The 23,219-nt window shown below is 71.5% G+C and carries 24 protein-coding genes and 1 pseudogene; 12 read left to right on the top strand and 13 right to left on the bottom strand.

From position 1 onward, the window contains the following. Window position 1: 1 nt before the first annotated feature. Window positions 2-724, bottom strand: a complete 723-nt coding sequence (locus ABD987_RS12975) for a FadR/GntR family transcriptional regulator (protein ID WP_345391248.1) — start codon at window positions 722-724, stop codon at window positions 2-4. 139 nt (window positions 725-863) lie between these two features. Here ABD987_RS12975 and ABD987_RS12980 point away from each other — a divergent pair, with 139 nt between their 5' ends. The 8 genes from ABD987_RS12980 to ABD987_RS13015 all read left to right on the top strand — a co-directional run bounded on the left by ABD987_RS12980 (window position 864) and on the right by ABD987_RS13015 (window position 7,915). After that, window positions 864-1,721, top strand: coding sequence for a fumarylacetoacetate hydrolase family protein (locus ABD987_RS12980; protein WP_345391250.1), 858 nt, complete (start codon window positions 864-866; stop codon window positions 1,719-1,721). 1 nt (window position 1,722) lies between these two features. Next, window positions 1,723-2,646, top strand: coding sequence for a VOC family protein (locus ABD987_RS12985; protein WP_345391252.1), 924 nt, complete (start codon window positions 1,723-1,725; stop codon window positions 2,644-2,646). Window positions 2,647-2,695: 49 nt separating this feature from the next. Next, complete coding sequence (locus ABD987_RS12990; RefSeq protein ID WP_345391255.1) at window positions 2,696-3,211, top strand: SRPBCC family protein; 516 nt, start codon at window positions 2,696-2,698, stop codon at window positions 3,209-3,211. A gap of 275 nt (window positions 3,212-3,486) precedes the next feature. Then, window positions 3,487-4,140, top strand: a complete 654-nt coding sequence (locus ABD987_RS12995) for a maleylpyruvate isomerase family mycothiol-dependent enzyme (protein ID WP_345391258.1) — start codon at window positions 3,487-3,489, stop codon at window positions 4,138-4,140. 168 nt (window positions 4,141-4,308) lie between these two features. Next, window positions 4,309-4,650, top strand: a complete 342-nt coding sequence (locus tag ABD987_RS13000) for a hypothetical protein (protein WP_345391261.1) — start codon at window positions 4,309-4,311, stop codon at window positions 4,648-4,650. A gap of 53 nt (window positions 4,651-4,703) precedes the next feature. Continuing rightward, a complete protein-coding gene (locus ABD987_RS13005; RefSeq protein WP_345391264.1) occupies window positions 4,704-5,069 on the top strand; it encodes a VOC family protein in 366 nt (121 codons plus the stop codon). A gap of 275 nt (window positions 5,070-5,344) precedes the next feature. Continuing rightward, entirely contained in the window at window positions 5,345-6,991 is a 1,647-nt protein-coding gene (locus tag ABD987_RS13010; RefSeq protein WP_345391267.1) for a TlrC/CarA/OleB/SrmB family ABC-F type ribosomal protection protein, read from the top strand. 84 nt (window positions 6,992-7,075) lie between these two features. After that, window positions 7,076-7,915 carry a class I SAM-dependent methyltransferase gene (locus tag ABD987_RS13015; RefSeq protein ID WP_345391270.1) on the top strand — a complete coding sequence of 280 codons (840 nt, stop codon included), beginning with the start codon at window positions 7,076-7,078 and terminating at the stop codon, window positions 7,913-7,915. Between the two features lie 37 nt (window positions 7,916-7,952). Here the strand turns inward: ABD987_RS13015 and ABD987_RS13020 are convergent, their stop codons facing one another. Next, on the bottom strand, window positions 7,953-8,993 hold the full coding sequence (locus ABD987_RS13020; protein ID WP_345391273.1) for a DUF2891 domain-containing protein: 1,041 nt from the start codon (window positions 8,991-8,993) through the stop codon (window positions 7,953-7,955). A gap of 77 nt (window positions 8,994-9,070) precedes the next feature. Between ABD987_RS13020 and ABD987_RS13025 the strand changes: the two genes are divergently transcribed. The 4 genes from ABD987_RS13025 (at window position 9,071) to ABD987_RS13040 (ending at window position 11,482) form a co-directional block, all read left to right on the top strand. Beyond that, entirely contained in the window at window positions 9,071-9,457 is a 387-nt protein-coding gene (locus tag ABD987_RS13025; protein ID WP_345391276.1) for a VOC family protein, read from the top strand. A gap of 213 nt (window positions 9,458-9,670) precedes the next feature. Next, entirely contained in the window at window positions 9,671-10,573 is a 903-nt protein-coding gene (locus tag ABD987_RS13030) for an SPFH domain-containing protein (protein ID WP_345391279.1), read from the top strand. Window positions 10,574-10,586: 13 nt separating this feature from the next. Further along, complete coding sequence (locus ABD987_RS13035) at window positions 10,587-10,814, top strand: type II toxin-antitoxin system antitoxin (RefSeq protein WP_345391282.1); 228 nt, start codon at window positions 10,587-10,589, stop codon at window positions 10,812-10,814. Window positions 10,815-10,891: 77 nt separating this feature from the next. Continuing rightward, complete coding sequence (locus ABD987_RS13040; RefSeq protein WP_345391285.1) at window positions 10,892-11,482, top strand: DUF3558 family protein; 591 nt, start codon at window positions 10,892-10,894, stop codon at window positions 11,480-11,482. Window positions 11,483-11,581: 99 nt separating this feature from the next. Here the strand turns inward: ABD987_RS13040 and menC are convergent, their stop codons facing one another. From menC to ABD987_RS13095, 11 genes and pseudogenes are all read right to left on the bottom strand, one after another. Then, complete coding sequence (gene menC, locus ABD987_RS13045; RefSeq protein WP_345391288.1) at window positions 11,582-12,688, bottom strand: o-succinylbenzoate synthase; 1,107 nt, start codon at window positions 12,686-12,688, stop codon at window positions 11,582-11,584. A 28-nt stretch (window positions 12,689-12,716) separates the two neighbouring features. Further along, window positions 12,717-14,084 (bottom strand): annotated as a pseudogene (locus tag ABD987_RS13050) (serine hydrolase domain-containing protein); the annotation flags it as partial. A gap of 25 nt (window positions 14,085-14,109) precedes the next feature. Next, window positions 14,110-14,895, bottom strand: a complete 786-nt coding sequence (locus ABD987_RS13055) for an ABC transporter ATP-binding protein (protein WP_345391291.1) — start codon at window positions 14,893-14,895, stop codon at window positions 14,110-14,112. Next, the gene (locus ABD987_RS13060; RefSeq protein WP_345391294.1) at window positions 14,892-16,796 is read right to left on the bottom strand and encodes a dipeptide/oligopeptide/nickel ABC transporter permease/ATP-binding protein; all 1,905 of its coding nucleotides are present in this window, start codon (window positions 16,794-16,796) and stop codon (window positions 14,892-14,894) included. Before ABD987_RS13060 ends, ABD987_RS13055 begins: the two co-directional genes overlap by 4 nt. Further along, window positions 16,796-17,788, bottom strand: a complete 993-nt coding sequence (locus ABD987_RS13065) for an ABC transporter permease (protein ID WP_345391297.1) — start codon at window positions 17,786-17,788, stop codon at window positions 16,796-16,798. Before ABD987_RS13065 ends, ABD987_RS13060 begins: the two co-directional genes overlap by 1 nt. A 31-nt stretch (window positions 17,789-17,819) precedes the next feature. Next, window positions 17,820-19,409, bottom strand: a complete 1,590-nt coding sequence (locus tag ABD987_RS13070; protein ID WP_345391300.1) for an ABC transporter substrate-binding protein — start codon at window positions 19,407-19,409, stop codon at window positions 17,820-17,822. A 23-nt stretch (window positions 19,410-19,432) separates the two neighbouring features. Next, the gene (locus tag ABD987_RS13075) at window positions 19,433-20,341 is read right to left on the bottom strand and encodes a serine hydrolase (protein ID WP_345391303.1); all 909 of its coding nucleotides are present in this window, start codon (window positions 20,339-20,341) and stop codon (window positions 19,433-19,435) included. 76 nt (window positions 20,342-20,417) lie between these two features. Next, a complete protein-coding gene (locus tag ABD987_RS13080; protein ID WP_345391306.1) occupies window positions 20,418-20,543 on the bottom strand; it encodes a hypothetical protein in 126 nt (41 codons plus the stop codon). Window positions 20,544-20,673: 130 nt separating this feature from the next. Further along, a complete protein-coding gene (gene pip, locus ABD987_RS13085) occupies window positions 20,674-21,621 on the bottom strand; it encodes a prolyl aminopeptidase (RefSeq protein WP_345391309.1) in 948 nt (315 codons plus the stop codon). Window positions 21,622-21,653: 32 nt separating this feature from the next. After that, a complete protein-coding gene (locus ABD987_RS13090; RefSeq protein WP_345391312.1) occupies window positions 21,654-22,883 on the bottom strand; it encodes an RNA polymerase sigma factor in 1,230 nt (409 codons plus the stop codon). Further along, window positions 22,880-23,215, bottom strand: coding sequence for a YciI family protein (locus ABD987_RS13095; protein ID WP_345391315.1), 336 nt, complete (start codon window positions 23,213-23,215; stop codon window positions 22,880-22,882). The genes ABD987_RS13090 and ABD987_RS13095 overlap by 4 nt, the downstream gene beginning before the upstream one ends. Between the last annotated feature and the right edge of the window lie 4 nt (window positions 23,216-23,219).

Here is a 23,219-nt window from a genome sequence, read left to right on the forward strand (position 1 = left end):
GTCAGCTCGCGTTCGCGGTGGTGTTGTGCTCCCGGATCAGCCGCTGCGCGGCGTCCTGCTCGCGCGCTTCGATGGCGTCGACGAGACGTTCGTGCAGCAGGTAGCGCTCGTCGATGTACCGCGGCAGCGGTGAGGTTTCGGTACCGCTCACCCCACGAGTGTGCGCCTCGACGATGTCGAGCAGGCTGAGATACACCGTGCGCAGGATGACACTCGGGCTGACCTCGGCGATCTTCCGGTGCAGCGCCCAGTTCCCCAGGACGAACGCCACCGGGTCACCGGCATCGCGGGCCGCCGCCATGACACCAAGGCGATCCCGCATTTCGCGGACGTCGGCCGCCGACGAGTGCCAGACCGCGTCCTCGACCAGGAGCGGATCGAGGGCATCGCGCATCCGTACCGCGTCGGCCACCGACGACACCTCGCCGTCGAGGGCGAGCACGGAGTTGCCGAGCCGCACCATCGCCGAACGGTCGGCCGCGAAGATCCCCCCACCCGGACCGGATCGGGACACCACCCAGCCGCGACTCTGCGCGAGCTTCACCGCCTCGTTGAAGGTGCCGACGGAGACACCGCAGACCGGGCGGAGCGACACCTTCGTGCCGAGGCGCTCACCCGGCCGCGCGCGTTCGGCCAGCTGCTCCAGCACGCGCGCCGCGTACTCCGCGCGACTGCCCACGTGACTGCCGGGAGCCGCCGGCGCGGCGCCCACGAGGTCCGCCATGGGCGATCCCCTTCCCTGCGGCGACTCACCACGAGCTGAGCCGGTGCCCTTGACATCGATCCGTACCTGGGGCAGCATACACGACTATCAATCATGATTAATAGCAATCGACTCTGCGGAGTCTTTGGAGGGCGCGGTCATGAAGCTGGCCAATGTGGATGGGCGTGCGGTGCTGGTGACCGCCGATGACAAGGGCGTCGACGTCGCGAAGGCGTCGGACGGCGAGTTCGGTCCCGACCTGGGGTCGGTGTACGAGAACTGGGCGGGGTTCCTGGCCTGGGCGGAGCGGTCGGCGGCCGGGCCCGACGTCGAGTTCACCCGCGCGCGGCTGGGCCCGCCCTCACCGGCTCCCCGGCAGATCGTCGCGGTCGGCCTGAACTACGACGCCCATGCCGCGGAGTCCGGTTTCGCCGTCCCGGACGGGCTTCCCCCGACGTTCACCAAGTTCGTGTCCGCGCTGACCGGTCCCGACGCCGAGGTCGTGCTGCCGGTGGGCGGGGACGTGGACTGGGAGGTGGAACTCGTCGTCGTCATCGGCCGGACCGCCACCCGTGTCACGGAATCCGACGCGTGGGAGCACATCGCCGGGGTGACGATCGGGCAGGATCTGTCCGAGCGCGTCTCGCAGCTGGCCGGTCCGGCCCCGCAGTTCAGCCTGGGCAAGTCGTTCCCGAACTTCGCGCCGACGGGGCCATGGCTGGTCACGCCGGACGAGCTGGCGGATCGGGACGATCTGGCGCTCGGCTGCGCGGTCGACGGGGAGACCGTGCAGGACGGCCGCACCGGGCAGCTGATCTTCCCGGTCGCCGGGCTGGTTTCCGCGTTGTCGCGGACGATCACCCTGTACCCGGGCGATCTCGTCTTCACCGGGACCCCGGCGGGTGTGGGCATGGGCCGCACGCCGCAGCGGTTCCTGCGGGCCGGGGAACGGCTCGACAGCTGGATCGAGGGCATCGGCGAGATGCACCAGACCTTCGTCGCCGCACAGGGAGACTGACATGGGCATGCACCGGCTCACCCGGGTCACGATGGGCGTCCCGAACGTCGCGGAAACCATTGCCTACTATGCCGATTTCGGGCTCACCCACCTCGGCGACGGGGCCTTCACCACCCTCGACGGCGGCGAGCAGCTACGGGTCCGGCACGCCGCGTCCCGCCGGTTGCTCGAACTCGGGGTGGGCGTCGACGACCTCGACGACCTCGCGCGGACCGCGTCACGGCTGAACGCCCTCGGTGTGGCGGGCGCCGCGGACGGGACCGCGGTCACCGCGATCGAACCGGTGTCCGGGTTCACCGTCCGCGTCGAGATCGCGCTGCGGATCGCGCAGGAACGGGTCCCGGCCACGCCGTACAACGGGCCCGGCCGGATCGAGCGGTTCGGCCGCGCGCCCGGAGTGCTGCGCGAGGACCCGATCCGGCCCAGGAAACTCGGGCACTGCGTGGTGGGCACGACCGATCTCGACGCCACCATGCGGTTCTTCACCGAGGGCCTCGGCTTCAAGGTCAGCGACTACATCGGCGACAAGGGCGCCTTCATGCGCTGCTCGGTCGATCACCACAACGTGCTGGCGCTCGCGGCACCGGTGAACTTCCTGCACCACACGTCCTGGCAGGTCGATGACATCGACGACGTCGGCAGGGGCGCGGCGGCGATGCTGGCGGGCAACCCCGAACGGCACGTCTGGGGCCTCGGGCGGCACCACGCGGGATCCAACTTCTTCTGGTACCTCAAGGATCCCGCCGGGAACTTCAGCGAGTACTACGCCGACATGGACTGCATCCCCGAGGACGAGATCTGGACCCCGGAGGTCTTCGAAGGCGCGGAGGGCCTGTTCAGCTGGGGCCCGCCACCGCCGCCGTCGTTCCTGGAACCCGACGACCTCGCCGCGCTGATGACCGGGCAGCACGCCCCCTCCCGGTGACCACGGCCAACCGTTTTTCCCAGTCCCACCACCGAAACAAGGAGAAATCATGACCACCGCCCTGTACGAGCCCCGGATCCCGGACAACCTGAACATCCGGTTCGTGGAGAACCGCATCCTCATCAACCGCCCGGCACAGGAGGTGTACGACTGGGTGACCACCTGGTCGAACCTGCCGAAATGGCTGCCCATGGCCCTCGGCACCGAAGTACGGCGCGGCACGGCGGACGTCCCCGCCGAACTCGGCGACGAACTACTCGAAACCATCCACCCGGAACTGAACGAGAAGCCGAAGCTCTACACCGTGGTGGCACGGGTCCCCGGCAAACTGTGGACGGTGGTCGGCCGGGACGTCCACGACGACGGCTCCCTGGCCCCGGCGATGCACGCGATCGCCACCTTCACCACCTTCGACCTCGGCGACGGAACCACCCTGTTCTGCCGCCTGTTCGAACGGCTGATCCCCGACACCGAACCCCCCGGCCCGCACCCGGTCGAGGACCCGGCACGCATCCAGCCCGGCCTGGAACTGATCAAGGCACACCTCGAAGGCACGGCCGGATAGCTCCCCTCGGACACCGCACCTGGCCCCGAGCCGGCTACGCGGCGCGTCCGGACATGGCGCGACATGTCCGGACGCCGTCGCCGGTCAGCTGCCCGCACAGACCGCGCTCAGCGACGCGGAGCGGTACCTGCTCGGCGAACGGGTCGACCGCCTGACCAGCGACCGCCACGAGGCCCACTGACCTGGCTCCAGGAGTTTCCCGTGTTCCGATGATTCCGCCCCGCGACGGGAGTCCTACCCCGGACAGCCACGAACGCGGCAGGAGGACTTCCGAGATGACCGACACGACTCCCCGCGACGCGGCCGAGGTCTGGCCGCTGATCCACGCCGAGCGGGCGGCGCTGGCGGCCGACCTCGCGGGCCTGGCCGAGCAGCGGTGGGCGACGCCGTCGTTGTGCGCCGGGCTGTCGGTGCGCGAGGTGCTCGCGCACCTCACCGCGGCCGCGAGCCTCGGCCCGGTGCGGTGGCTGGCGGGCGTGCTCCGCTGCCGGTTCGACTTCGACCGGCAGGTCGCCATGCGGCTGGCCGAACACCTCGGCGCGACCGGCGCCGAGACCCTGGAACGGTTTCGCCGCGTGGTCACGAGCACGACCAAGCCGCCCCTCCCGGTACTGGCGATGCTCGGCGAGGCGATCGTGCACGGGGAGGACATCCGGCGGCCGCTGGGCCTCCGCCGCGACCATCCGATCACCACCCTCACTGCGGTGGCCGGGTACTACCGGGGCTCCGATCAGGTCGTCCTCGCCGGAGGACGGGTCGAGGGCCTCCGGCTCGCCGCCGACGACGGCCCCTTCACCGCCGGTTCCGGCCCGCTCGTGTCCGGCGGCACCCTGGCACTGACGATGGCGATGACCGGTCGCGGCGCCTACTGCGACGACCTCGAAGGCGACGGCGTGCCGATCCTGCGTGACCGCTGCGAGACGGCGTAGGCGCCGTTCGGACCGTGCACCAGGACTCCGACGAGGCGCTCGACGTGCGCCGCGTATCCATAGTGGACAGTCAACCCGGTCGGGGCCTCTTCTTGGGCCGGGGCGAGCCGCTCGACGAGGAGGCCGAAACCGGACCGTGCACCGGGATTCCACGGTAGACTTCACCTTGTGTCCCTCAAAGCGAAGAAGGTCGTACAGCCGATCGAGATGTGCCGGGACGTCTACGACGTCCTGGAGCAGATCCGGCTGCGTCCGGGCATGTGGATCCACCAGGGATCGCTGGGGGACCTGCAAAACATCCTGATCGGCTATCGCACGGCCCTGTCCGTGCACGGGGCCGACGAGCAGTTCGCCCTGGCGCCCGCCGGTCCGTTCGCCGAGTGGCTGGAAGCTCGCCGAGGCTGGTCGATGTCCTGTGGCTGGGCCGACGCCATCACGCGGAACGCCGACGGGGAGGAACCGCTGACGTTGTTCTTCCGGCTCCTGGACGAGTACCGGTCCGGGTCCTGACCGCGGGACCGGAGGTTCCGTCCGGTCACAGCTACTCGAAGGGAAAACCCGTCGTGCCGAGTTTCAAGAACGTCAACGCGGTTTTGCCCGTGCGGGACCACGCCGCGGCGGTCGCGTGGTACGAGCGCTGGGTCGGGCGAGCCCCCGACGTTGTGCCCGCGGAGGGCGTGGCGGAGTGGGAACTGGCCGAAAACGCGTGGATCCAGGTGGCCCACGCGCCGGAAGCCGCCGGGAAGACCAGCGTCGTCATCGGTGTCGAGGACATCGACAGCCTTGTCGCCGACCTCTCGAACGAGGGCGTGAACTGCGGCGGAGTCCAGGACTACGGCTTCATCAGGTTGACCGAGGTCGTGGACCCGGAGGGCAACAGGATCAATTTCGTGTGGGAGAACCCGGACTACCAGCCTCCGGCGGAGTAGGCCGGCAAGCCGGCACCCGAACTCCGGGGAGCCGTGACGGCGGCGCGCGAAAAAGGTTTGCGGTCCGCCGCTTCCGGGCCTACCGTGTGCCGCATGGGTTCCCTGTAACAGTCCCCGCGCGACCGCGTCGAGCTTGACTCCGCGGGAGCGCGTCCTCCTCCGCGTTCCGCTCCCCTTTGCCGCCGCTTCGCCGGTGCGCCAAGGGTTTTCCGGCGTGCGCGGACGCGTCTGCCCACCCAGTCCACCGGCCGTGGCCGAGAACAGGGGACTCTCCCATGCACACCGCGCAACTCACCCTGCGAAACGTCACCCGCCGCTACGACGGCCAGCTGGTGCTGGACGACGTTTCCTTCAGCGTCAAACCCGGTGAGAAGGCCGGGATCATCGGCGACAACGGGGCCGGGAAGTCCACCCTGCTCCGGCTGATCGCGGGACGGGACCGGCCGGACAACGGCGAGCTGACCGTGCGCGCGGCCGGGGGCGTCGGCTATCTCGCCCAGTCGCTGTCCCTGCCACCGGGGTCCACCGTCCAGCACGCCGTGGATCTCGCGCTCGCCGAACTGCGGGCGCTCGAAACACGGCTGCGTCAAGCCGAAACCGGGCTCGCGGGCCTGACGGGGGCGGCACTCACGACCGCGCTGGACGACTACGCCCGGCTGGTCGCCCGGTACGAGGCGCGCGGGGGTTACGAAGCGGACCTCCGGGTGGACGCCGCCCTGCACGGGCTCGGCCTGCCGGGGCTGGCCAGGGATCGGACGCTGGGTTCGCTGTCGGGTGGTGAGCGGTCACGGCTGGCGCTGGCGGCCACCCTCGCGTCCCAGCCCGAACTGCTGCTGCTGGACGAGCCGACCAACGATCTCGACGATCAGGCGGTGCGCTGGCTGGAGGAGCACCTGCGCGCGCATCGGGGCACGCTGCTCGCGGTCACCCACGACCGAGTGTTCCTGGATCGGGTCGCCGGCACGATCCTGGAGGTCGGCGAGGGGAAGGTGACGCGGCACGGGGACGGTTACGACGGCTACCTCGCCACCAAGGCCGCCGAACGGCGGCGACGGCTGCGGGAGTACGAGGACTGGCGCGCGGAGCTGGCCCGCAACCGGAAACTGGCCGACACCAACGTCATCCGGCTGGAAGCCATTCCCCGCAAGCTGCCGTTCGCCGTGTTCGGCCACGGCGGTTTCCGCGCCCGCGGTCGCGGGCACGGCGCGATGGTCCGGATCCGCGACGCGAAGGCACGCCTCGAGCGGCTGACCGGCGATCCCGTCGCGCCGCCGCCCGATCCGCTGGTGTTCGCGGCACGGGTGACCACCGCCGACGGCCGGACGGAGCGACCGGTGGCGGAGCTGTCCGGTGTCCGGGTCGGCCGGCGGCTGCGGATCCCGTCGCTGCGGCTCGGCGGTTCGGAACGGCTGCTGGTCACCGGGCCCAACGGGGCGGGCAAGACGACGCTGCTGCGGGTGCTGGCCGGTGCGCTGCGGCCGGACGAGGGGACGGTGCGGACCCGGGGCCGGATCGGGTACCTCCGGCAGGAGGAAACCCCGTGGCCACCGGGGATGACGCTCGCCGAAGCGTTCGCCGCCGGGCGGGACGGCGAACCCGGCGAGCACGTCGACCGGCTCCTGTCGCTCGGCCTGTTCGGCCCCGCCGACCCGTACCGGAGGGTGGGAGAGCTGTCCTACGGGCAGCGCCGCCGGCTCGAACTGGCCCGGCTGGTCAGCGAGCCGGTCGACCTGGTGCTGCTGGACGAACCGACGAACCACCTGTCCCCGGCCCTGATCGAGGAACTGGAGGAGGCACTGGCCGACTACGAGGGCGCGGTCGTGGTCGTCACCCACGACCGGCGGCTGCGCGACCGCTTCACCGGCGGGCACCTGGAACTGGAGGCGGGCCGGGTCACGCGGTGCCGGGAGGCCGCCGCGTGACGCGCGTCCGGGCCCTCGGGTCACCGGCCCGGACAGCCGACGTTCGCACGGAGACAGGGGCCTCCCCGGCGTCCTAAGGTGGCGATGGTGAGCACCACGGCCCAAGAGGCGTTCCTCCGCGACTTCCACGCCAGGCACCCGGCGGTGACGCCCCGCGCACTCGGGCGGGGGCGGGCGCCGGACGGGCGGTCGAGCTACGAAATCCTGCGGGACCACGTCGAAGGCTGCCCGCGGGTGCTCGATCTCGGCTGCGGCGACGGCTTTCTGCTCGACCTCCTCGCCGAGGCCGGGCACGAGATCGCCGGGATCGACCTCTCGGCCGCCGACCTGGCACTCGCCCGGCGGCGGCCGTCCCTCGCCGAGGTGCGGCTGGTGGAGGCGCGGGCACAGGACCTGCCCTTTCCCAGCGGCGAATTCGACGCGTGCGTCTCGCATATGGCGTTCATGCTGATGCCCGACGCCGACCGGATCGCCGCGGAGCTGGCCAGGGTGCTGGCCCCCGGTGGACGGCTCGCCATGGTGCTCGGCGGCGGGCCGGGCGAGACGGACGAGGAGGACGGTTACGGCCTGTTCCGGCGGCTTCTCCACGCGGTGCTGGACGGCACTCCCGCCGAGCGGCGGATTCCGCCACTCGGCGACCCGCGCGCCAGGAACCGCGAAGGCGTCGACGAAATCCTCACCCCCGCCGGGTTCGCGCCGGTCGAGTGGACGACCGAGCCGCTCGACCTCGGCGGCAGCGCCGAGCAGGTGTGGTCGGTCGTCTCGACCGTCTACAACCTCATGCCGCTGGACCCGGCGGTCGTGGCGGCGCTCGAAGCGGAGTTCCTGGCCGGGGCGGCCGAACTGGCCGACGCGCGGGGCCGGGTCCCCGCCGCGCTGAACGTCCACGTGGTCACGTCCCGAACGCTCCGTTCGGGACACTGAACGACGCGTTCGGGACGTGGCCGCGTCGGCCCCGGCCTCAGCCGAGCGCCAGGAGGGCGTAGTAGGCGAGGAAGTGTTCGACCTCGTATCCGCCATCGGTGAGCTGGGGCAGCGAGGCGTGGGCGTGCGTGCGCGCGGCGTCGAGCAGGGCGGGGATCCGGCCGTCGCCCTCGGGCAGGGCACCGGCCAGCCGGTGCCAGCACCAGGCGCGGTGCAGGTTGAGGCCGTGCAGGTGGGCGATCAGCCCGTCGGGGGCCTCGGGGACGGTGACCGGGGTGAACAGGGCCACGGGCGCCCGGTCGGCGAGACCGGGCAGAAAACCCCGCAGCCAGCCGGAAAACTCGGCCGGGGGAAGCAGCCGGGTCATGAGCTCGGCCTCGGCGAGCGCCGGGGACAGGAAGTCGGCGCCGGAGGGTTCCCAGGCGCCGGGGTAGTCGCGGTCGGACCCGTACCACCGCCGGGCGGTCTCGCCGATCACCTGCCGCGGCCCGGGGTCGCCGTGCTCGGCGAGGTACCCGGCGTAGGGCAGCGCCCGGGACAACCCGAACGCGCCGTTGTCGTGCACCCCGGACCTGATCGGGTAAGCGGCACGCGGCAGCCAGTCGAGGTAGCGGGCCACGAAGAGCGCGCTCAGCTCGCGCAGCGGCGCCGACCAGCGCGCGGCGTCCGGATCGTCCCAGGTGACGACCTCGAAGGTGAGGTCAAGCAGCGCCGACCAGCCGTAGGGGCGCTGGGTGGTGCGGTGTTCCCCGGCAGCGAAATAGGCGAGTTCGGCCGCCAGCGCCGACGGGGTCAGGTGCTCGTCGAGCGTGCGGCGGATCTCCTCGGCGGGCACGAGTCCGGCGTGCCGGCGCAGCAGGCGTACCAGCACCAGGAACATCTCCACGCACGAATGCCAGTCGCAGCTGCCGTAGAAACACGGGTGCAGCTCCCGTGGGGCGGGGATGGGTTTTCCCTCGATGTGCCAGTGGAATTCGCAGTGCGGGTACTCGCGGACGACGGTGGTCAACGCCGTCCGCGCCAGTCCACCGGCGAGATCCCGCAGCAGCCGGGTCCGTTCGTCGTCCCATCCGGTCATCGGCAGGCCTCCCGGGATCGGCTCCCTACGGGGAAAAACGCTGTCCACACCAGAATGCCACGCGTAGGGTGCCGAGCATGGCCTGCCGGATCACCGAACTCGTCCTCGACTGCGCCGACCCGCGACGGCTGGCGGACTTCTGGTGCGAGGTCCTCGGCTACGTCGAAATCGGCCGGGACGGCGACGACGTGGAGATCGGCCCGCCCGGCGCCGGGTTCGGCGGACCGCAGCCGACGCTGATCCTCAGCCGCAGCACCGATCCGAGGCCCGGCAAACTGCCGCTGCACCTCGACGTGAACCCGACCGACCGCGATCAGGACGCGGAACTGGAACGCCTGCTCGCCGCGGGCGCGCGCCCGGCCGACGTCGGCCAGAGCGGCACCGAATCGTGGCACGTGCTGGCCGATCCGGAGGGCAACGAGTTCTGCCTGCTCCGCCGCCGGGTCGACCCGGTGGCGGACTGAGCGGCGGATGGGCCGCTGCATGGGTTTCGGCGAAATCGCGACGTCGTCGACGCGGTAGTGCTCGCTCCCGGAGGAGACCGGCCACAGTCACGGCCGAATGACTTCAGTCAGCGACCTCTCCCACCGTGTCACACCCCCGCTGGCGCGACCCCGATAAAAGTGATATCACTTTGCTATCGCCTCGACAGCGGGGCGCGGGGAGAGGCGGAAGCCATGACGAACACGATTCCGGACACGCACGTGGAGATGCCCCGGCCGCAGGTCGCCGAGCGGCGGCTGCGCGCCCCCTCCGGCCTGCTCGCCCTGCTGGTCGTCCTGGTCCTGTTCGTGGCGGGCGTCGCGCTGGTCGCGACGGTGCCGGACGCGGGCGTCGTCGCCGGTGTCCTGCTGCTCGCGCTGGGCGTACTCGGCCTCAAGGGCCTGATCATGGTCGCGCCCGGCGAGGCGCGGGTGGTGCAGCTGTTCGGGCGGTACCGCGGCACGATCCGCGAGGACGGGCTCCGCTGGGTGAACCCGCTCGCGCGCAAGCGGCCGATCTCCACCCGGATCCGCAACCTGGAAACCGAGCAGGCCAAGGTCAACGACGCCGACGGCAGCCCGATCGAGGTCGCCGCGGTGGTCGTGTGGCAGGTCGAGGACACCGCGAAGGCGTTGTTCGAGGTCGACAACTTCACCGCCTTCGTCGCCATCCAGTGCGAAACGGCGGTCCGCCACGTCGCGGGCAGCTACCCGTACGACTCCCAGGACGAGCGGAAACTTTCGTTGCGGGACAACGCGGACGAGATCACCGCGAAGCTGTCCGCCGAGATCGCCGCGCGGGTCACCTCGGCCGGGGTCAAGGTGATCGAATCACGCATCACGCGGCTTTCGTACGCGCCGGAGATCGCACAGGTCATGTTGCAGCGACAGCAGGCAGGTGCGGTGGTCGCGGCTCGTTCGCGGATCGTGGACGGCGCCGTCGGCATGGTCGAACAGGCGCTGGGCAGGCTCGCCGAGGACGGCATCGTGGACCTGGACGAGGAACGCAAGGCCGCGATGGTGAGCAATCTGCTGGTGGTGCTCTGCGGTGACCGCGGCGCCCAGCCGGTGGTGAACAGCGGTTCGCTCTACCAGTGACGGCACCGGACCCGTGCCGAACGAACGCAAGAAGCTGCTGCTCCGGCTCGACCCCGCGGTACACGACGCGATCGCCCGCTGGGCAGGCGACGAACTGCGCAGCACGAACGCGCAGATCGAGATGCTGCTCCGCCGCGCGCTGACCGACGCGGGCCGCATGCCCGACCGGGCGAGCCGGATGCGCGGCCGCGGCCGTCCGCGCAAGGACGATTCCGGCGAGACATCGGAAAGCACCGAGTAGCAACAGATTGCGTTACTGTGCCACCGGGAACGCGGGTGTCTCGCGAGGTGGCAGACATTCGCTCATACCGTGGTTGAATGGCTACCGGTTTCCGTTTCGGGTATCCACTGTCGAAGGCGGCCACGATGTTCAGCAGGCGATCGTTGCGGATCCTCACCGTGGCCGGTCTGGCGTCACTCGCCGCGTGCGGCTCCCCCGAGGACGGTGCCGAGCCGCCGCCCGGCACCGTGTCGATGCCGGCCCCCTCGGGGAACCTCACCGGCGCGGATCTCTGCGCGTTGCTCACCGACGAGGACACCCGGGCACTGGGCCTGCCCACCCAGGGCAAACCGTGGGACCGGCCGTACAAGATGGGCGGAACCCGCCGCGCCCGGTGCGGTTGGAGCGGCGGCCCGGCCGACGTGGAGGTCACCTTCCACGATTCGGGTGCCGCGAAGGACGCCACGTTCCCGGCCGAAGCCGAGATCAGCGAAGAGCGGACGAACGGTCGCTACGCGAAGGTGGTCGCGTTCCGGCAGGCGCCGATGGACTGCCTGGTGCTGGTGGATCTGAGCCCCCGGGCCCATCTGCGCGTCGACGCGTACCCGCGCCCCGGAACCCCGGACGCGGCCGGGACCTGCGCGTTCGCCAGGCGGGTGGCGCACACCGCCACCGCGAGAATCACCTGAGCGGCCATCGTTTCGCGCCGCGGCTCAGACAGGTCCGTGAATGCCACATTGAGGGACTCTGAGTCCCTCAATGTGGCATTCACGGACGGGGCACACTGTCTACAAAGGAATCCATTCGGTGGAGACGGTCACCTCGTCCAGCGCGTCCGGCAGCGGGGTCACGCCGAGCCCCGGTCCACTGGGGACGGTCAGGTGCCCGTCTTCGAGCACGAACGGCTCGGTGATGTCGGTCCGGTAGTAGCGGTCCGACGCCGAGGTGTCGCCGGGCAGCACGCAGCCGGGCAGCGCGGCGAGTGCGACGTTCGCGGCGCGGCCGAGGCCGGTCTCCAGCATGCCGCCACACCACACCGCGACGCCGTTGGCCGCGCAGACGTCGTGGATCCGCCGCGCCTCCAGGTAACCACCGACCCGGCCCGCCTTGATGTTCACGATCCGGCAGGCACCCAGCGCGATCGCGGCCGCGGCCGAGCGGGCCGAGGTGATCGACTCGTCGAGGCAGATCGGCGTGGCGAGGGTTTTCGCGAGTTCCGCGTGCCCGAGCACGTCCTCCTCTTCGAGCGGCTGCTCGATCAGCAGCAGACCGAACGGGTCGAGCCTGGCGAGGTGCCGGGCGTCGGCGAGGGTGTAGGCGGTGTTCGCGTCCACCTGCAGCAGTACGTCGTCCCCGAACCGTTCGCGTACCGCACGCACCGGCTCGACGTCCCAGCCGGGCTCGATCTTCAGCTTGATCCGGACGTATCCCTCGTCGAGGTAACCGCCGACCGCGTCGAGCAGTTCGGGGATCGAGTCCATGATGCCGACCGACACTCCACACGGGACACGATCGCGGGTGGCGCCGAGTTCCCTGGCCAGCGGGACACCGCGGGCCCGCAGCTCCGCGTCGAGGACCGCCATCTCCAGCGCGCCCTTGGCCATCCGGTGCCCGTGGAACGCCGCGAGCGCCGGGGCGACGGCCGTGGCGTCCAGGCGTTCGGCGCGCGCGAGCGCGGGGACGAGGAAGCGCCGGAGCACGTCCGCGCTGCCGTCGAGGTATTCCGGCGAGTAGAGCGGGTCGGCCATCGCCACGCATTCGCCCCAGCCCTCGGCTTCGTCGGTGACCACGCGCAGCAGGAGCAGCGCGCGCACGGTCTGGGTACCGAACGAGGTACGGAACGGCGACCGCAGGGGCATTTCGACGCGCCGGATCTCGACTCCGGTGAGCTTCACGATTCTTCCTTTCCTGCCAACGGAAATCTCAGGAGACCTTGGGCGTCGCGCGGACACCGAGGTGCACGTACCGCTCGCCGGTCTCCAGGTCGTAGAACTTCACGGAGGTCCACCGGGTGGCCCCCGGCTCGCGGCAGACGAACAGCGTGTCGTCGACGGGGACCAGGTCGAACTCCTTGACCGGATCCGGCATCAGGTGGGCCAGTGGCCCGGTGGTGGTGATCCGGATCCGCGGCCCGGGCTCGCCGTCCAGTACCTCGATCCGGGTGGCGGCGCGTTCGTAGGTCCCGAGGTAGGCGCTGTGGTCGACCGCGGGCGGGGTGGCGGCGGGCTCCAGCGGCGCGGGCATCGCGACACCGGCGAGCTCGGCGAAGATCTCCCGGTAGAGGTCCGCGTAGAGCTCGCCCGCCCGGCCGCCGTTGGTGAGCAGCGTGACCGCGAGGCCCTGTTCGGGCAGGAGCCGCAGGAACGCGGCCTGGCCGATGGTGCCGCCGTCGTGCCCGACGACCCGGTGCCCGTCCCAGCCGAAGCGGATCCAGCCCAGCCCCCACGAGTCGCCGAGCACGTGGACGTCCGGCACGTCGGCGTGCTTGCGGGTCATCTCCTCGGCGGACTTCTCGGAAAGCAGCCGGGTGCCGTCGGCGGCGAGCCCGCCGGTCAGGTGCAGCCGGGCGAATGCCAGCACGTCGGCGGTGGTCGCGTGGATCAACCCGGCCGGGCCCGCCGAGCGGGGCAGTCCCCACACCGGCGCGGGCACGGGGTCGGCGTCCCCCTCGGACACGTGCCCCATCGCCGCGCGGAACCGCAGCGCCTCCTCCGGCAGCGTCCCGGTGTGGGTGAGCCCGAGCGGGCCGAACAGCCGCTCCCCCATCGCGACGTCCCACACCTGGCCGGTGAGCTTCTCGATCACCCGGCCCGCCAGGGTGAAACCCGAGTTGCAGTAGGAGAACGTCGCGCCCATCGGGTGATTCTGCGCGGCCTGGTCGAGTTCTCCGACGTAGCGTTCGAGGCAGTCGTCACCGCGGCCGGTGTCGGTGAACACGTCCCCGTCGATCCCGCTGGTGTGCGTGAGCAGGTGCCGCATCGTCACCTTCGCGGCCACGACCGGGTCGGCCAGCTTCAGCTCCGGCAGCACGTCGAGAACGGGCGCGTCGAGGTCCAGCAGTCCCTCGTCGACCAGCCGCATGACCACCGTGGTGGTCCAGACCTTGCTGATCGAGCCGATCTGGAACACCGAGTCGTCGGTGACCTCGACGCCGGTGGCCCTGTTCAGCACGCCGTGGTGGGCCCGCACGAGCTCGTCGCCGTCGAGGCGGAGGATGCCCAGCGCGGCGCCGGGGACCCGGTGCGCGGTGGCGAGCTCGCCGAGCCGCCGCTGCCAGTGCGCCTGGTCGATTTCGGTTGCCATATCGGCTTTCCCTTCAGTAGTCGAGGTTTTCGGGATCGCTGTCGTCGTCGCCGAGCAGCTCGGTGTGCCGGGACGGCGCCGCCGCGAGCAACTCGCGGGTGTAGGGATGCCGCGGGTCCGCGAGCACCTGTTCGGTGGGGCCGGTTTCCACGATCCGGCCCGCGCGCAGCACCACGATCCGGTCGCTGAGATAGCGGACGACCGCGAGGTTGTGCGAGATGAACAGCATCGACAGCCGCAGTTCGCGTTGCAGGTCCCGGACCAGGTTGAGCACCGCGCCCTGCACGGACACGTCGAGCGCGGAGGTGATCTCGTCGGCGATCACCACCTCCGGCCGCCCGGCCAGCGCCCTGGCCAGCGCGATGCGCTGCCGTTGCCCGCCGGACAGCCGCCTCGGCGGCATCGCGGCCCGGCCGGGGTCGAGGTTCACCAGTTCCAGGAGCCGGGCGACCTCCCGGCGCCGAGCGTCCCGTCCGGCGTACGCGCCCTTCGGCATCGCCTCCATGATCGACTCGCCGACGCTCATCCGCGGATCCAGTGAGGAGTACGGATCCTGGAAGACCATCTGCACCCGGCGGTCGCGGGGGCGGAGCCGGTGGACGTCGGTGCCGTCGAGGAGGATCCGCCCGTCGCTGACCGGGACGAGGCCGACGGCCGCCTGCGCGAGCGTCGACTTGCCCGACCCCGACTCGCCGACCAGCCCGACGACCTCGCCCTCGGGCACGGTCAGGCTGACCTCGTCGACCGCGGTGAACCCGCCGTACCGCACACTGACCCCGGCGAACTCCAGCTCGCTCACTCGTTTCCTCCGGCTGTCGCGGTTTCCAGCTCGGTCCCGCCCGCCGCGGCCGGGTGCCAGCAGGCGACCCGGTGCCCCGCCGAAACCGGTGCCAGCACGGGATCCTCGTCCCGGCAACGCTCGGTGGCGAACGCGCAGCGCGGCGCGAAAGCGCAGCCGCCGGAAAGCTCGCCCGGTTCGGGCGGGCGCCCGGGGATGACCGCCAGCGGCGCGTCCCGGTCGGTGTCCATGTCCGGGACCGCGGCCAGCAACGCCCTGGTGTAGGGGTGCCGCGCCGCCCCGAAAAGCTCCACAGTGGATAGTTCCTCGACGACCCGGCCCGCGTACATCACCAGCACCCGTTCACAGGTCTGGGAAACGACCGTGATGTCGTGGCTGATCAGCAGGATCGCCGCGGACCGCTCGGCCCGGATCCTGGCGAGCAGCCGCAGCACCCGCCGCTGCACGGTGACGTCCAGCGCGGTGGTCGGCTCGTCGGCGATCACCAGGCGCGGATCGCCCATCAGCCCCATCCCGATCATCGCGCGCTGCCGCATGCCCCCGGAGAACTCGTGCGGGTACTGCCTCGCCCGCCGCTCCGGTTCGGTGATCCGCACCGCGCGCAGGCGGTCCACCGCGCGGGCCAGTGCCGCGCGCCGGGACAACCCCTGGTGCTGCCGGGAAAGCTCGGCCAGCTGCCCGCCGATCCGGCGGGTGGGGTTGAACGAGGTCATCGGGTCCTGGAACACCATCGACAGCGAGGTGCCCAGCAGCGCGCGCAACTCACGCTCCGAAGTGGACAGCAGCGGGGTGCCGGTGAACTCCAGCCGGTCCGCGGTCACCGAGCCCGGCGCCTCGATCAGCCGGGACACCGCGAGCGCCGTCAGGCTCTTCCCCGAGCCGGACTCGCCGACCACGCCGACCAATTCTCCACTGTGGACGGTGAAGCTGACGCCCCGCACCGGCGTCGTCCAGCCGGCCTGGCCGGGGAACGCGACGTGGAGGTTCTCCACCACGAGCACCGCGTCACCAGCCGGCCCCGCCGCCGCTTCTTCGGGCACCGGCGCGGATTCCGGGCGCCGGGCGAACCGCGCCCGGTGGCCGAGCGCCGCCGCGGCGCTTTCCCCGAACAGGTTGAACGCGAGCCCGGCGACGACCACCGCGACACCGGGCGCGAGCGCCGAGGCGGGGCTGAGGTAGATCCGGTCCAGTCCCTCGCCAAGCAGGCGTCCCCAGTCGAACGAGGGCGCCTGTACCCCGATGCCGAGGAACGACAGCCCCGCGAAGGCCAGCAGCGCGCCGCCCGCGCCGATGGTCGCGTTCACCACCAGAGGTTCGGCGATGTTGGGCAGCACGTGCCGGAACAGGATCCGCGCCCTGCCCACCCCGGAAACCCTTGCCGCGGCGACGTATTCGCGCCCGGCCACCGAGGCGGCCAGTGTCTGGGTGAGCCGGGCGAAGTTCGGCGCCATGGAGAACCCGAGCGCGAGCACCGCGCCGGTCGTCCCGACGCCGAAGATCACCGCGAAGAACAACGCCAGCAGCAGCCCGGGGAAGGCCACCGCGACGTGCACCGCCGAGGTCACCAGCCGCCCCGCCCACCGCGGCAGCACCGAGGGCGCGGCGCCGAGGACGGTCCCGATGGTGACCCCGATGAGCGTGGCGAGCAGGGCCAGCCCGAGCGTCAGCCGGGTCGCCACCAGCACCCTGGCCAGGATGTCCCTGCCCAGCGCGTCCGTGCCGAACGGATGCGCCCCGGAGGGCCCCTGTTGCAGGGCGTTCGTGTCGATGGCGTCGGCCGCGCCGCCCCAGACGACCGGCCCGAAGACCGCCAGCAACAGGAGCAGGAACAGCAGAACCGCCGAGACCACCCCGACCGGTGTCCGCACCACGGCGGGCCACCGCGCACCGAACCCGCGCATCACGCCTCCCGGATGGTCGATCGGGGGTCGAGCAGTGCCAGCAGCACGTCCACGACCAGGTTCACCAGCAGCACCCCGGTGCCGTAGATCAGCACGATCCCCTGCACCACCGGGTAATCCTTCTGCAGGATCGAGCTGGTGATCGTCGAGCCGAGCCCCGGCCAGGCGAACACGTTCTCCACCAGCACCGTCCCGGCGACCAGCGCGCTCAGCAGCAGACCGCCCAGTGTCAGGGTCGCGGTCAGCGCGTTGGGCAGCGCGTGCCGCAGGTACACCAGCCGCGGCGGCAGGCGTTTCGCCCGCGCCGTGCGGACGAAGTCCTTGTCCAGCACGGAAAGCAGCTCGGTCCGGACGATACGGGCCAGCACCGCGGCCGGGCCGGCCGCCAGTGCCACGACCGGCAGCACCAGCGAACCCGGATCGTCGCGCCCGGCGACCGGGAACCATTCCAGCTGGACCGCGAACAGGCCCATCAGCCCGACCGCGAGGAGGAATTCCGGGATGGCCGCGAGGATCACGCTCGTCGAGGTGAACGCGAGTTCGCCGCCCCGGCGGCGACCGCCCCGGGTCAGCACCGCCATGAGGGCGCCGAGCGGGACCGCCACGACCAGCACGACGAGGAAGGTCGTCAGCGCCAGCTCCAGGGTGGCGGGCAGCCGGTCCCCGATCACCTCCGACACCGGGAGGCCGCTCAGCGTGGAGTTCCCGAGGTTCCCGGTCACCACGTCACGCAGATAGTGCCAGTACTGCACCGGGAGCGGGTCGTTCAGCCCCATCGCCTCGCGGCGCGCGGCGACCAGGTCCGGCGGGGCCGTCAGGCCCAGCGCGGCGCGCACCGGGTCGCCGGGGATGAGGTGGATCATCAGGAACGCCGCGGTCGCCAGCACCCACAGCGAAATCACGAACCGCAGCGCCCGGCGTCCGGCGAAGGACAGCCACGGGCTTCCCCGCCACGTCATGGAGGCGCTCGGCACCCCGGTGGCACTCGTCATCACGGACAACCTCCGTTGTCTTCGGCGCGGGTCATCCGGCGAACATGCGGATCGAGAACGGATCGACGCCGTAGTCCACCGTCACCTTCGCGCCGTTGAGGAAGTACGGCACCACGGAGTCGTAGTAGGGCACCACGTCGACGGCCTGCACCAGCGACGCTTCGGCCTTGTCCCAGTACTCGCAACTGCTCGGGCCCGACAGCGCCGCCGCCTGCTTGGCCGCCGCCGTGTACCCGTCGTTCTTCAGGTGCGCGAGATTCGTCCCCTGCGGAGGCGTCGGCCCCGAGACGAAGGGCACCGCGTTACTGGGCAGGCCGAACGCCACCGGCGCCATCGACACGTCCCACGCGCCGGTGCCCAGCAGGACCTGGTTCACCGTGGGACCGTCGCCCGTCCGGATGTCGGCCCGTACACCGATCTTCTGCCAGGTCCGCTGGATCAGCTCCGCGGCGGCGCGGCCGCCCTGGCCGAGCGTGGTGGGCTGGAGGAGGCCGACCGCGAGCGGTTTGCCGTTCCTGGCCCGGACGCCGTCCGGCCCGACCACCCAGCCCGCGGCGTCCAGCGCCGCCGCGGCGGCCGCGGGGTCGTGCTTCGGCAGGTTGGCCCCGACGGGGTCGCCCGGGCACGGTCTCGGCATCGCGGTGACCATGCCCCGCGAAGGCTTCCCGGTGGAGTTGGTGAGCACCTTGCCGAGCTGGGCGAGGTCGAGGGCCTGGACGAGCGCCCGCCGCACCGCCCTGTCCTGTCCCGGATGGCCGTCGGACTGGTTGAACCACAGCTGCCCGACCGGGAGCAGCACGTCGCCGTGGGCCAGTTTCCGCGCGGACAGCCGTAGCCGGTCGGCGCCGAGCACCGCCGTCGCGTTGAGCTGGCCGGAGAGCACCAGGTTCGCGGCGGTCGTCTCGTTCGGGATCACCCGGATCACGACCTTGTCGGGCAGGCCGGGCTGGGTGCGCGGCCAGTCTCCCGGCCCCCACGCGTAGTCCCCGCGCCGGACGAACGTGTAGTGGTCGCCGGGCACGATCTCCGCGACGGTGAACATCCCGGTGCCCTGCCCGCCCTTCGCCAGCACGCGCCGGTCCCGCATCCCCTCGCCGCAGACGATGGCCAGGGTGCCGATGTTCATCAGCAGGAACGCGTCGGGCGCGCCGCTGGTCACGGTCACCGTGCGGGCCGCCTCATCGGCGGCCGCCGTCGTCCCCGGCGGCACCTGGACACCGGCCAGTGGCGACCTGTTCTTCGGATCGCCGACGAAGGAGATGTTCGCGGCCACGTCGCCCGCCGTGAGCGGCGCGCCGTCCGCGCAGGTGATGCCCGGACGCAGTGTGAAGGTGGCCTTCGTGGTGCTCGCCTCCCACTTCTCCGCGAGCTGCGGGACCATCGTGCCGTCGGCGGTCACGCCGACCAGCTGCCCGTACAGGAACCGGCCGATTCCGCGCGCGATCGACATCGCGGTCAGCGCCGGGTCGAGGGTGCCCGGATCGCTGGGGACGGACATGGTGAACGTCCTGCCGTCGGCCAGTTCCCGGTTCGCCGCCGAGCCCGCCCTGCCCGGCCCGCAGCCGGTCGCCCCCACGGCGAGGACGGCACACAGCGCCGCCGTGATGCGTACGGATTTCATGGCTCTCTCCCGGGCCGGTCGGATCAGTGCGTGCTGGTGCGCAGGTGCTCGACGGCGAGCCGTCCGGCGCGGCCGATCGCGGCGTCGACGGCGGGTTGCCGGTCCTCCAGCGAATGCGCCCTGGTGAACACCGCGACCGCGTACCGGCGGCCGTCGGGGTAGGTCACCACGCCCGCCTCGTTGCGGACGGCGGGCAGGGTGCCGGTCTTGGCGGCGATCCGGACCCCGGTGGCGAACCCGGAGCTCAGCCGGTGCGGCCAGACCTGCTGCGCCATGATCGTCCGGACGCGCTCGCAGGCCTCGGGGACACCGGCCCGGTCCGTCCACACGGCGTCGAGCAGGGTGGTGATCTCCCTCGGCGTCGACGCGGTCGTCTTCTCCGGGTCCATTATGGACAGTTGCCACAGCCGATCCGGTGTCGCCGCCTCCAGCGCCGCTTCGACGTCCTTTTCGGCACCTTCGCCCGGGACGACCCCGAGGTCGATCGCCATCGAGGCGAACAGGTCCTCGCAGCAGCCGAGGATCCGGGTGCGGGTCAGCCCGAGGTCGTCGAGCACGGCGTCGACCGTGGCGGCGCCGACCCGGTGATAGATCGTGTCGGTCGCCGCGTTGTCGCTCATGGTCATCATGAACAGGGCCAGATCGCGCCAGCTCAGCTCGACGTCGTCGGCGCAGCCCGCGGTGCCGATCCCGCCGATGCGGTAACGCGAGGTGACCAGGGTCCGGTCGGTCTCGGCCAGCCTGCCCGCCGCGACCTCGCGGGCGTAGGCCAGCGCCACCGGGATCTTGAACACCGAGGCCAGCACGACGGGCTCGTCCGCACGCACGTCCACCTCGGGACCGCCGGTCACCCCGACCTCGCGGGCGTGCACGAACCCGCGGGCCCCGGCCTCGGCGAACACCCACGCGACACGTTCCGCGATGCCACTCATGCGATCGCCTCGCTCCGCGAGACAGTGTTTGCTCCCTTTTGGCGCATGAAATCCATGACTCGCTCGCAAGCGTCGCTCATGCGCACGGCCGGGCATTGGTCTGGTTGAGCTTCGACATGTGCACCTCTTCGTCCGCGTCGAGGGGAAAGCACTTGCCGAAACGGTAGGCCGGACGGCGGCCCATCGGTTCGTGCGCGACCACGAACCTGACCCGGAAAAACCGTCCACCCCCACGAAGCCCCGAGGTGTCCGGTGGTCCGTGAATGCCACATTGAGGGACTCTGAGTCCCTCAATGTGGCATTCACGGACCAATGCCGGGCCCGGGTCGGTGTCAGCGGGCGAAGCGGGCGAGCGCGCGCAGGGCCCAGGCGCGTTTGCGGTCGCTGCCGTGGTGCCCGGAGTCGTCGTCGACCAGGAGTTCGGCGCCGGGCCAGGCCCTGGCCAGTTCCCAGGCCGTGTCCACCGGGCAGCTCAGGTCACGACGGCCGTGCACGAGCACGCCCGGGATCCCGGCGAGCCGCCCGGCGTCGCGGATCAGCGCGTTCTCCTCCAGCCAGGCGGCATGGGAGTAGAAGTGCGCGGTCAGCCGGGCGAACGCGGCGTCGCCGGGGTCCGGGTGACCACTGTGGACTGTCCGGGGGACGTTGGGTTCCAGGGACAGTACCGCGTCCTCCCAGGTGCACCAGGCGTTCACCGCGCGGTCCCGCACGCCGGGGTCGGGATCCGACATCAGCCGCGAGTACCCGGCGAGAAGGTCTTCCCCTTCTGGCACACCGTTCGAGAAAACTTCCCACGCCTCCGGGAAAAAACGCGCGGCACCGCGATAGAGCCAGTCCAGCTCCGAACGCCGCGCGGTGCTGATGGACTGGAGCACGATCTCGGTGACCCGGCGCGGATACCGCTGTGCGTAGGCCAGCGCCAGCGTGGTCCCCCACGAACCGCCGATCACCAGCCAGCGGTCGACGCCGAGGTGCTCGCGCAGCCGCTCCATGTCCGCGACCAGGTGCCCGGTGGTGTTGTGCCGGAGGTCCGTGGCGGGATCGCTCGCGTGCGGCACGCTGCGCCCGCACCCCCGCTGGTCGAACAGGACGGCGCGGTAACGCGCCGGGTCGAACATCCGCCGCATCTGCGGGGAGCAGCCCTGCCCGGGACCGCCGTGCAGCATCACCACCGGCTTGCCACCGGGGTTGCCGCAGGTCTCCCAGTAGACCCGGTTGCCGTCGCCGACGTCGAGCATCCCGTGGTCGTACGGTTCGATCGGTGGAAAGAGCGCGGCCATGCGATCCCTTCTCGACTGTCCTCTGTGGATATTCAGCTCAGCTCGGCGAGACGCCCGGCGAGGAACCCGCGTTCGGCGTCGTTGGCGGTCAGCCCGAGCGCCCGCTCGTACGCCGCCGCGGCGTCGGCGTCCCGGCCGAGGCGGCGGAGCAGATCGGCCTTGACCGCGGGCAGGTAGCGGTAGCCGGAAAGCCGGGGATCACCCTCCAGGCTTTCGACCTCGGCCAGCGCGGCGGCGGGCCCGTCGACCATCGCGACCGCCACCGCCCGGTTCAGCGCGACCACCGGCGAGGACCACACCTTTCCCAGCGCGTCGTAGAGTTCGAGGATCTGCGGCCAGTCGGTGTCCTCGTAGCGGGGCGCGTCCGCGTGCAACGCCGCGATGGCGGCCTGGATGGCGAAGCGGCCGGGCCCGCCGCCGCGCAACGCCACGACGACGAGCTCGTGCGCCTCGGCGATGGCCCCCCGGTCCCAGCGCGACCGGTCCTGCTCGGCCAGCCGCAGCAGCCGTCCGTCCGTTGTGGACCGTCCGGCCCGGCGGGCGTGGTTGGCCAGCAGCAGCGCGAGCAGCCCGGCGACCTCGCGTTCGCCGGGCATCAGCTCCCGCAGCACGCGGGCCAGCGCGAGCGCGCGCCCGGCGAGATCGTCGTCGGCCAGCGCGGCCCCGGACGGCGCCGTGTGGCCGGTGGTGAACAGCAGGTGGATCGCGGTGAGCACGGTGTCCAGCCTGCTCGGCAGCGTCGCCGGCGCGGGCAGCCGGAACGGGATCCGCGCCGCGGCGATCTTCTTCTTCGCGCGGGTGATCCGCGCGGCCATGGTGGCCTCGGGGACCAGGAAAGCCCGCGCGATGTCCGGCGTCGGCACCCCGCAGACCAGCCGCAGGGTGAGCGCGACCTGTGCCTCGGCGGACAACGCCGGGTGACAGCACAGGAAGATCAGCCGGAGCCGGTCGTCGGCCACCACCGGGTCCGCCGGGAGCTCCGTTTCCGCCGTCGCGGGCTCGACGAGCAGGTGCAGCTTCGTGCGCAGGGTTTTGGCTCTGCGCAAGGAGTCCAGCGCGTTGTGCCGGGCCGCGGTGGTCAGCCAGGCACCCGGGCGCGCCGGCACGCCGTCGCGTGTCCAGGAGACCAGCGCGTCGGCGTAGGCCTCCTGGACGCATTCCTCGGCCAGATCGAGGTCGCGGGTGACACGCACCGTCGCGGCGAGCACGACGGCCCACTCGCGCCGGTGCGCGTCCGCGACGGCGTGCTCGGCCCTGGTCACATCTCCAGCAGCGGCCGGACCTCGACCGCGCCGTCCATGATCGGCAGCAGTTTCCCGACGGCGATCGCCTGGTCGAGATCGGCCGCCTCGATCACGAAGAACCCGGCGATGACCTCCTTGGCCTCCAGGAACGGACCGTCGGTGACCAGGCCGTCCTTGCGGATCGTGCGCGTCTCCGCGCTGGACTGGAGTCCCTGCTCATGGACGACCTTGACGCCCATCGCGGCGATCTTCTCCCCGGCGGAGAGGTTGGCTTCCATCACCTCGGGCGGGATGTCGGCCACCCCACCGGGAAGTTCCTTCTCGTAGATCAGAATCGCGTACTGCGGCATGATC

The organism is Amycolatopsis samaneae (assembly GCF_039541975.1).
Lineage (GTDB): Bacteria > Actinomycetota > Actinomycetes > Mycobacteriales > Pseudonocardiaceae > Amycolatopsis > Amycolatopsis samaneae.

Excerpts from the sequence above, each read along its gene's own strand:
- ABD987_RS12975 (WP_345391248.1), bottom strand. The coding sequence starts at position 724 with ATGGCGGACCTCGTGGGCGCCGCGCCGGCGGCTCCCGGCAGTCACGTG.
- ABD987_RS12980 (WP_345391250.1), top strand. The coding sequence starts at position 864 with ATGAAGCTGGCCAATGTGGATGGGCGTGCGGTGCTGGTGACCGCCGAT.
- ABD987_RS12985 (WP_345391252.1), top strand. The coding sequence starts at position 1,723 with ATGGGCATGCACCGGCTCACCCGGGTCACGATGGGCGTCCCGAACGTC.
- ABD987_RS12990 (WP_345391255.1), top strand. The coding sequence starts at position 2,696 with ATGACCACCGCCCTGTACGAGCCCCGGATCCCGGACAACCTGAACATC.
- ABD987_RS12995 (WP_345391258.1), top strand. The coding sequence starts at position 3,487 with ATGACCGACACGACTCCCCGCGACGCGGCCGAGGTCTGGCCGCTGATC.
- ABD987_RS13010 (WP_345391267.1), top strand. The coding sequence starts at position 5,345 with ATGCACACCGCGCAACTCACCCTGCGAAACGTCACCCGCCGCTACGAC.
- ABD987_RS13015 (WP_345391270.1), top strand. The coding sequence starts at position 7,076 with ATGGTGAGCACCACGGCCCAAGAGGCGTTCCTCCGCGACTTCCACGCC.
- ABD987_RS13020 (WP_345391273.1), bottom strand. The coding sequence starts at position 8,993 with ATGACCGGATGGGACGACGAACGGACCCGGCTGCTGCGGGATCTCGCC.
- ABD987_RS13025 (WP_345391276.1), top strand. The coding sequence starts at position 9,071 with ATGGCCTGCCGGATCACCGAACTCGTCCTCGACTGCGCCGACCCGCGA.
- ABD987_RS13030 (WP_345391279.1), top strand. The coding sequence starts at position 9,671 with ATGACGAACACGATTCCGGACACGCACGTGGAGATGCCCCGGCCGCAG.
- ABD987_RS13040 (WP_345391285.1), top strand. The coding sequence starts at position 10,892 with ATGGCTACCGGTTTCCGTTTCGGGTATCCACTGTCGAAGGCGGCCACG.
- ABD987_RS13060 (WP_345391294.1), bottom strand. The coding sequence starts at position 16,796 with ATGCGCGGGTTCGGTGCGCGGTGGCCCGCCGTGGTGCGGACACCGGTC.
- ABD987_RS13065 (WP_345391297.1), bottom strand. The coding sequence starts at position 17,788 with ATGACGAGTGCCACCGGGGTGCCGAGCGCCTCCATGACGTGGCGGGGA.
- ABD987_RS13070 (WP_345391300.1), bottom strand. The coding sequence starts at position 19,409 with ATGAAATCCGTACGCATCACGGCGGCGCTGTGTGCCGTCCTCGCCGTG.
- ABD987_RS13075 (WP_345391303.1), bottom strand. The coding sequence starts at position 20,341 with ATGAGTGGCATCGCGGAACGTGTCGCGTGGGTGTTCGCCGAGGCCGGG.
- pip (WP_345391309.1), bottom strand. The coding sequence starts at position 21,621 with ATGGCCGCGCTCTTTCCACCGATCGAACCGTACGACCACGGGATGCTC.
- ABD987_RS13095 (WP_345391315.1), bottom strand. The coding sequence starts at position 23,215 with ATGCCGCAGTACGCGATTCTGATCTACGAGAAGGAACTTCCCGGTGGG.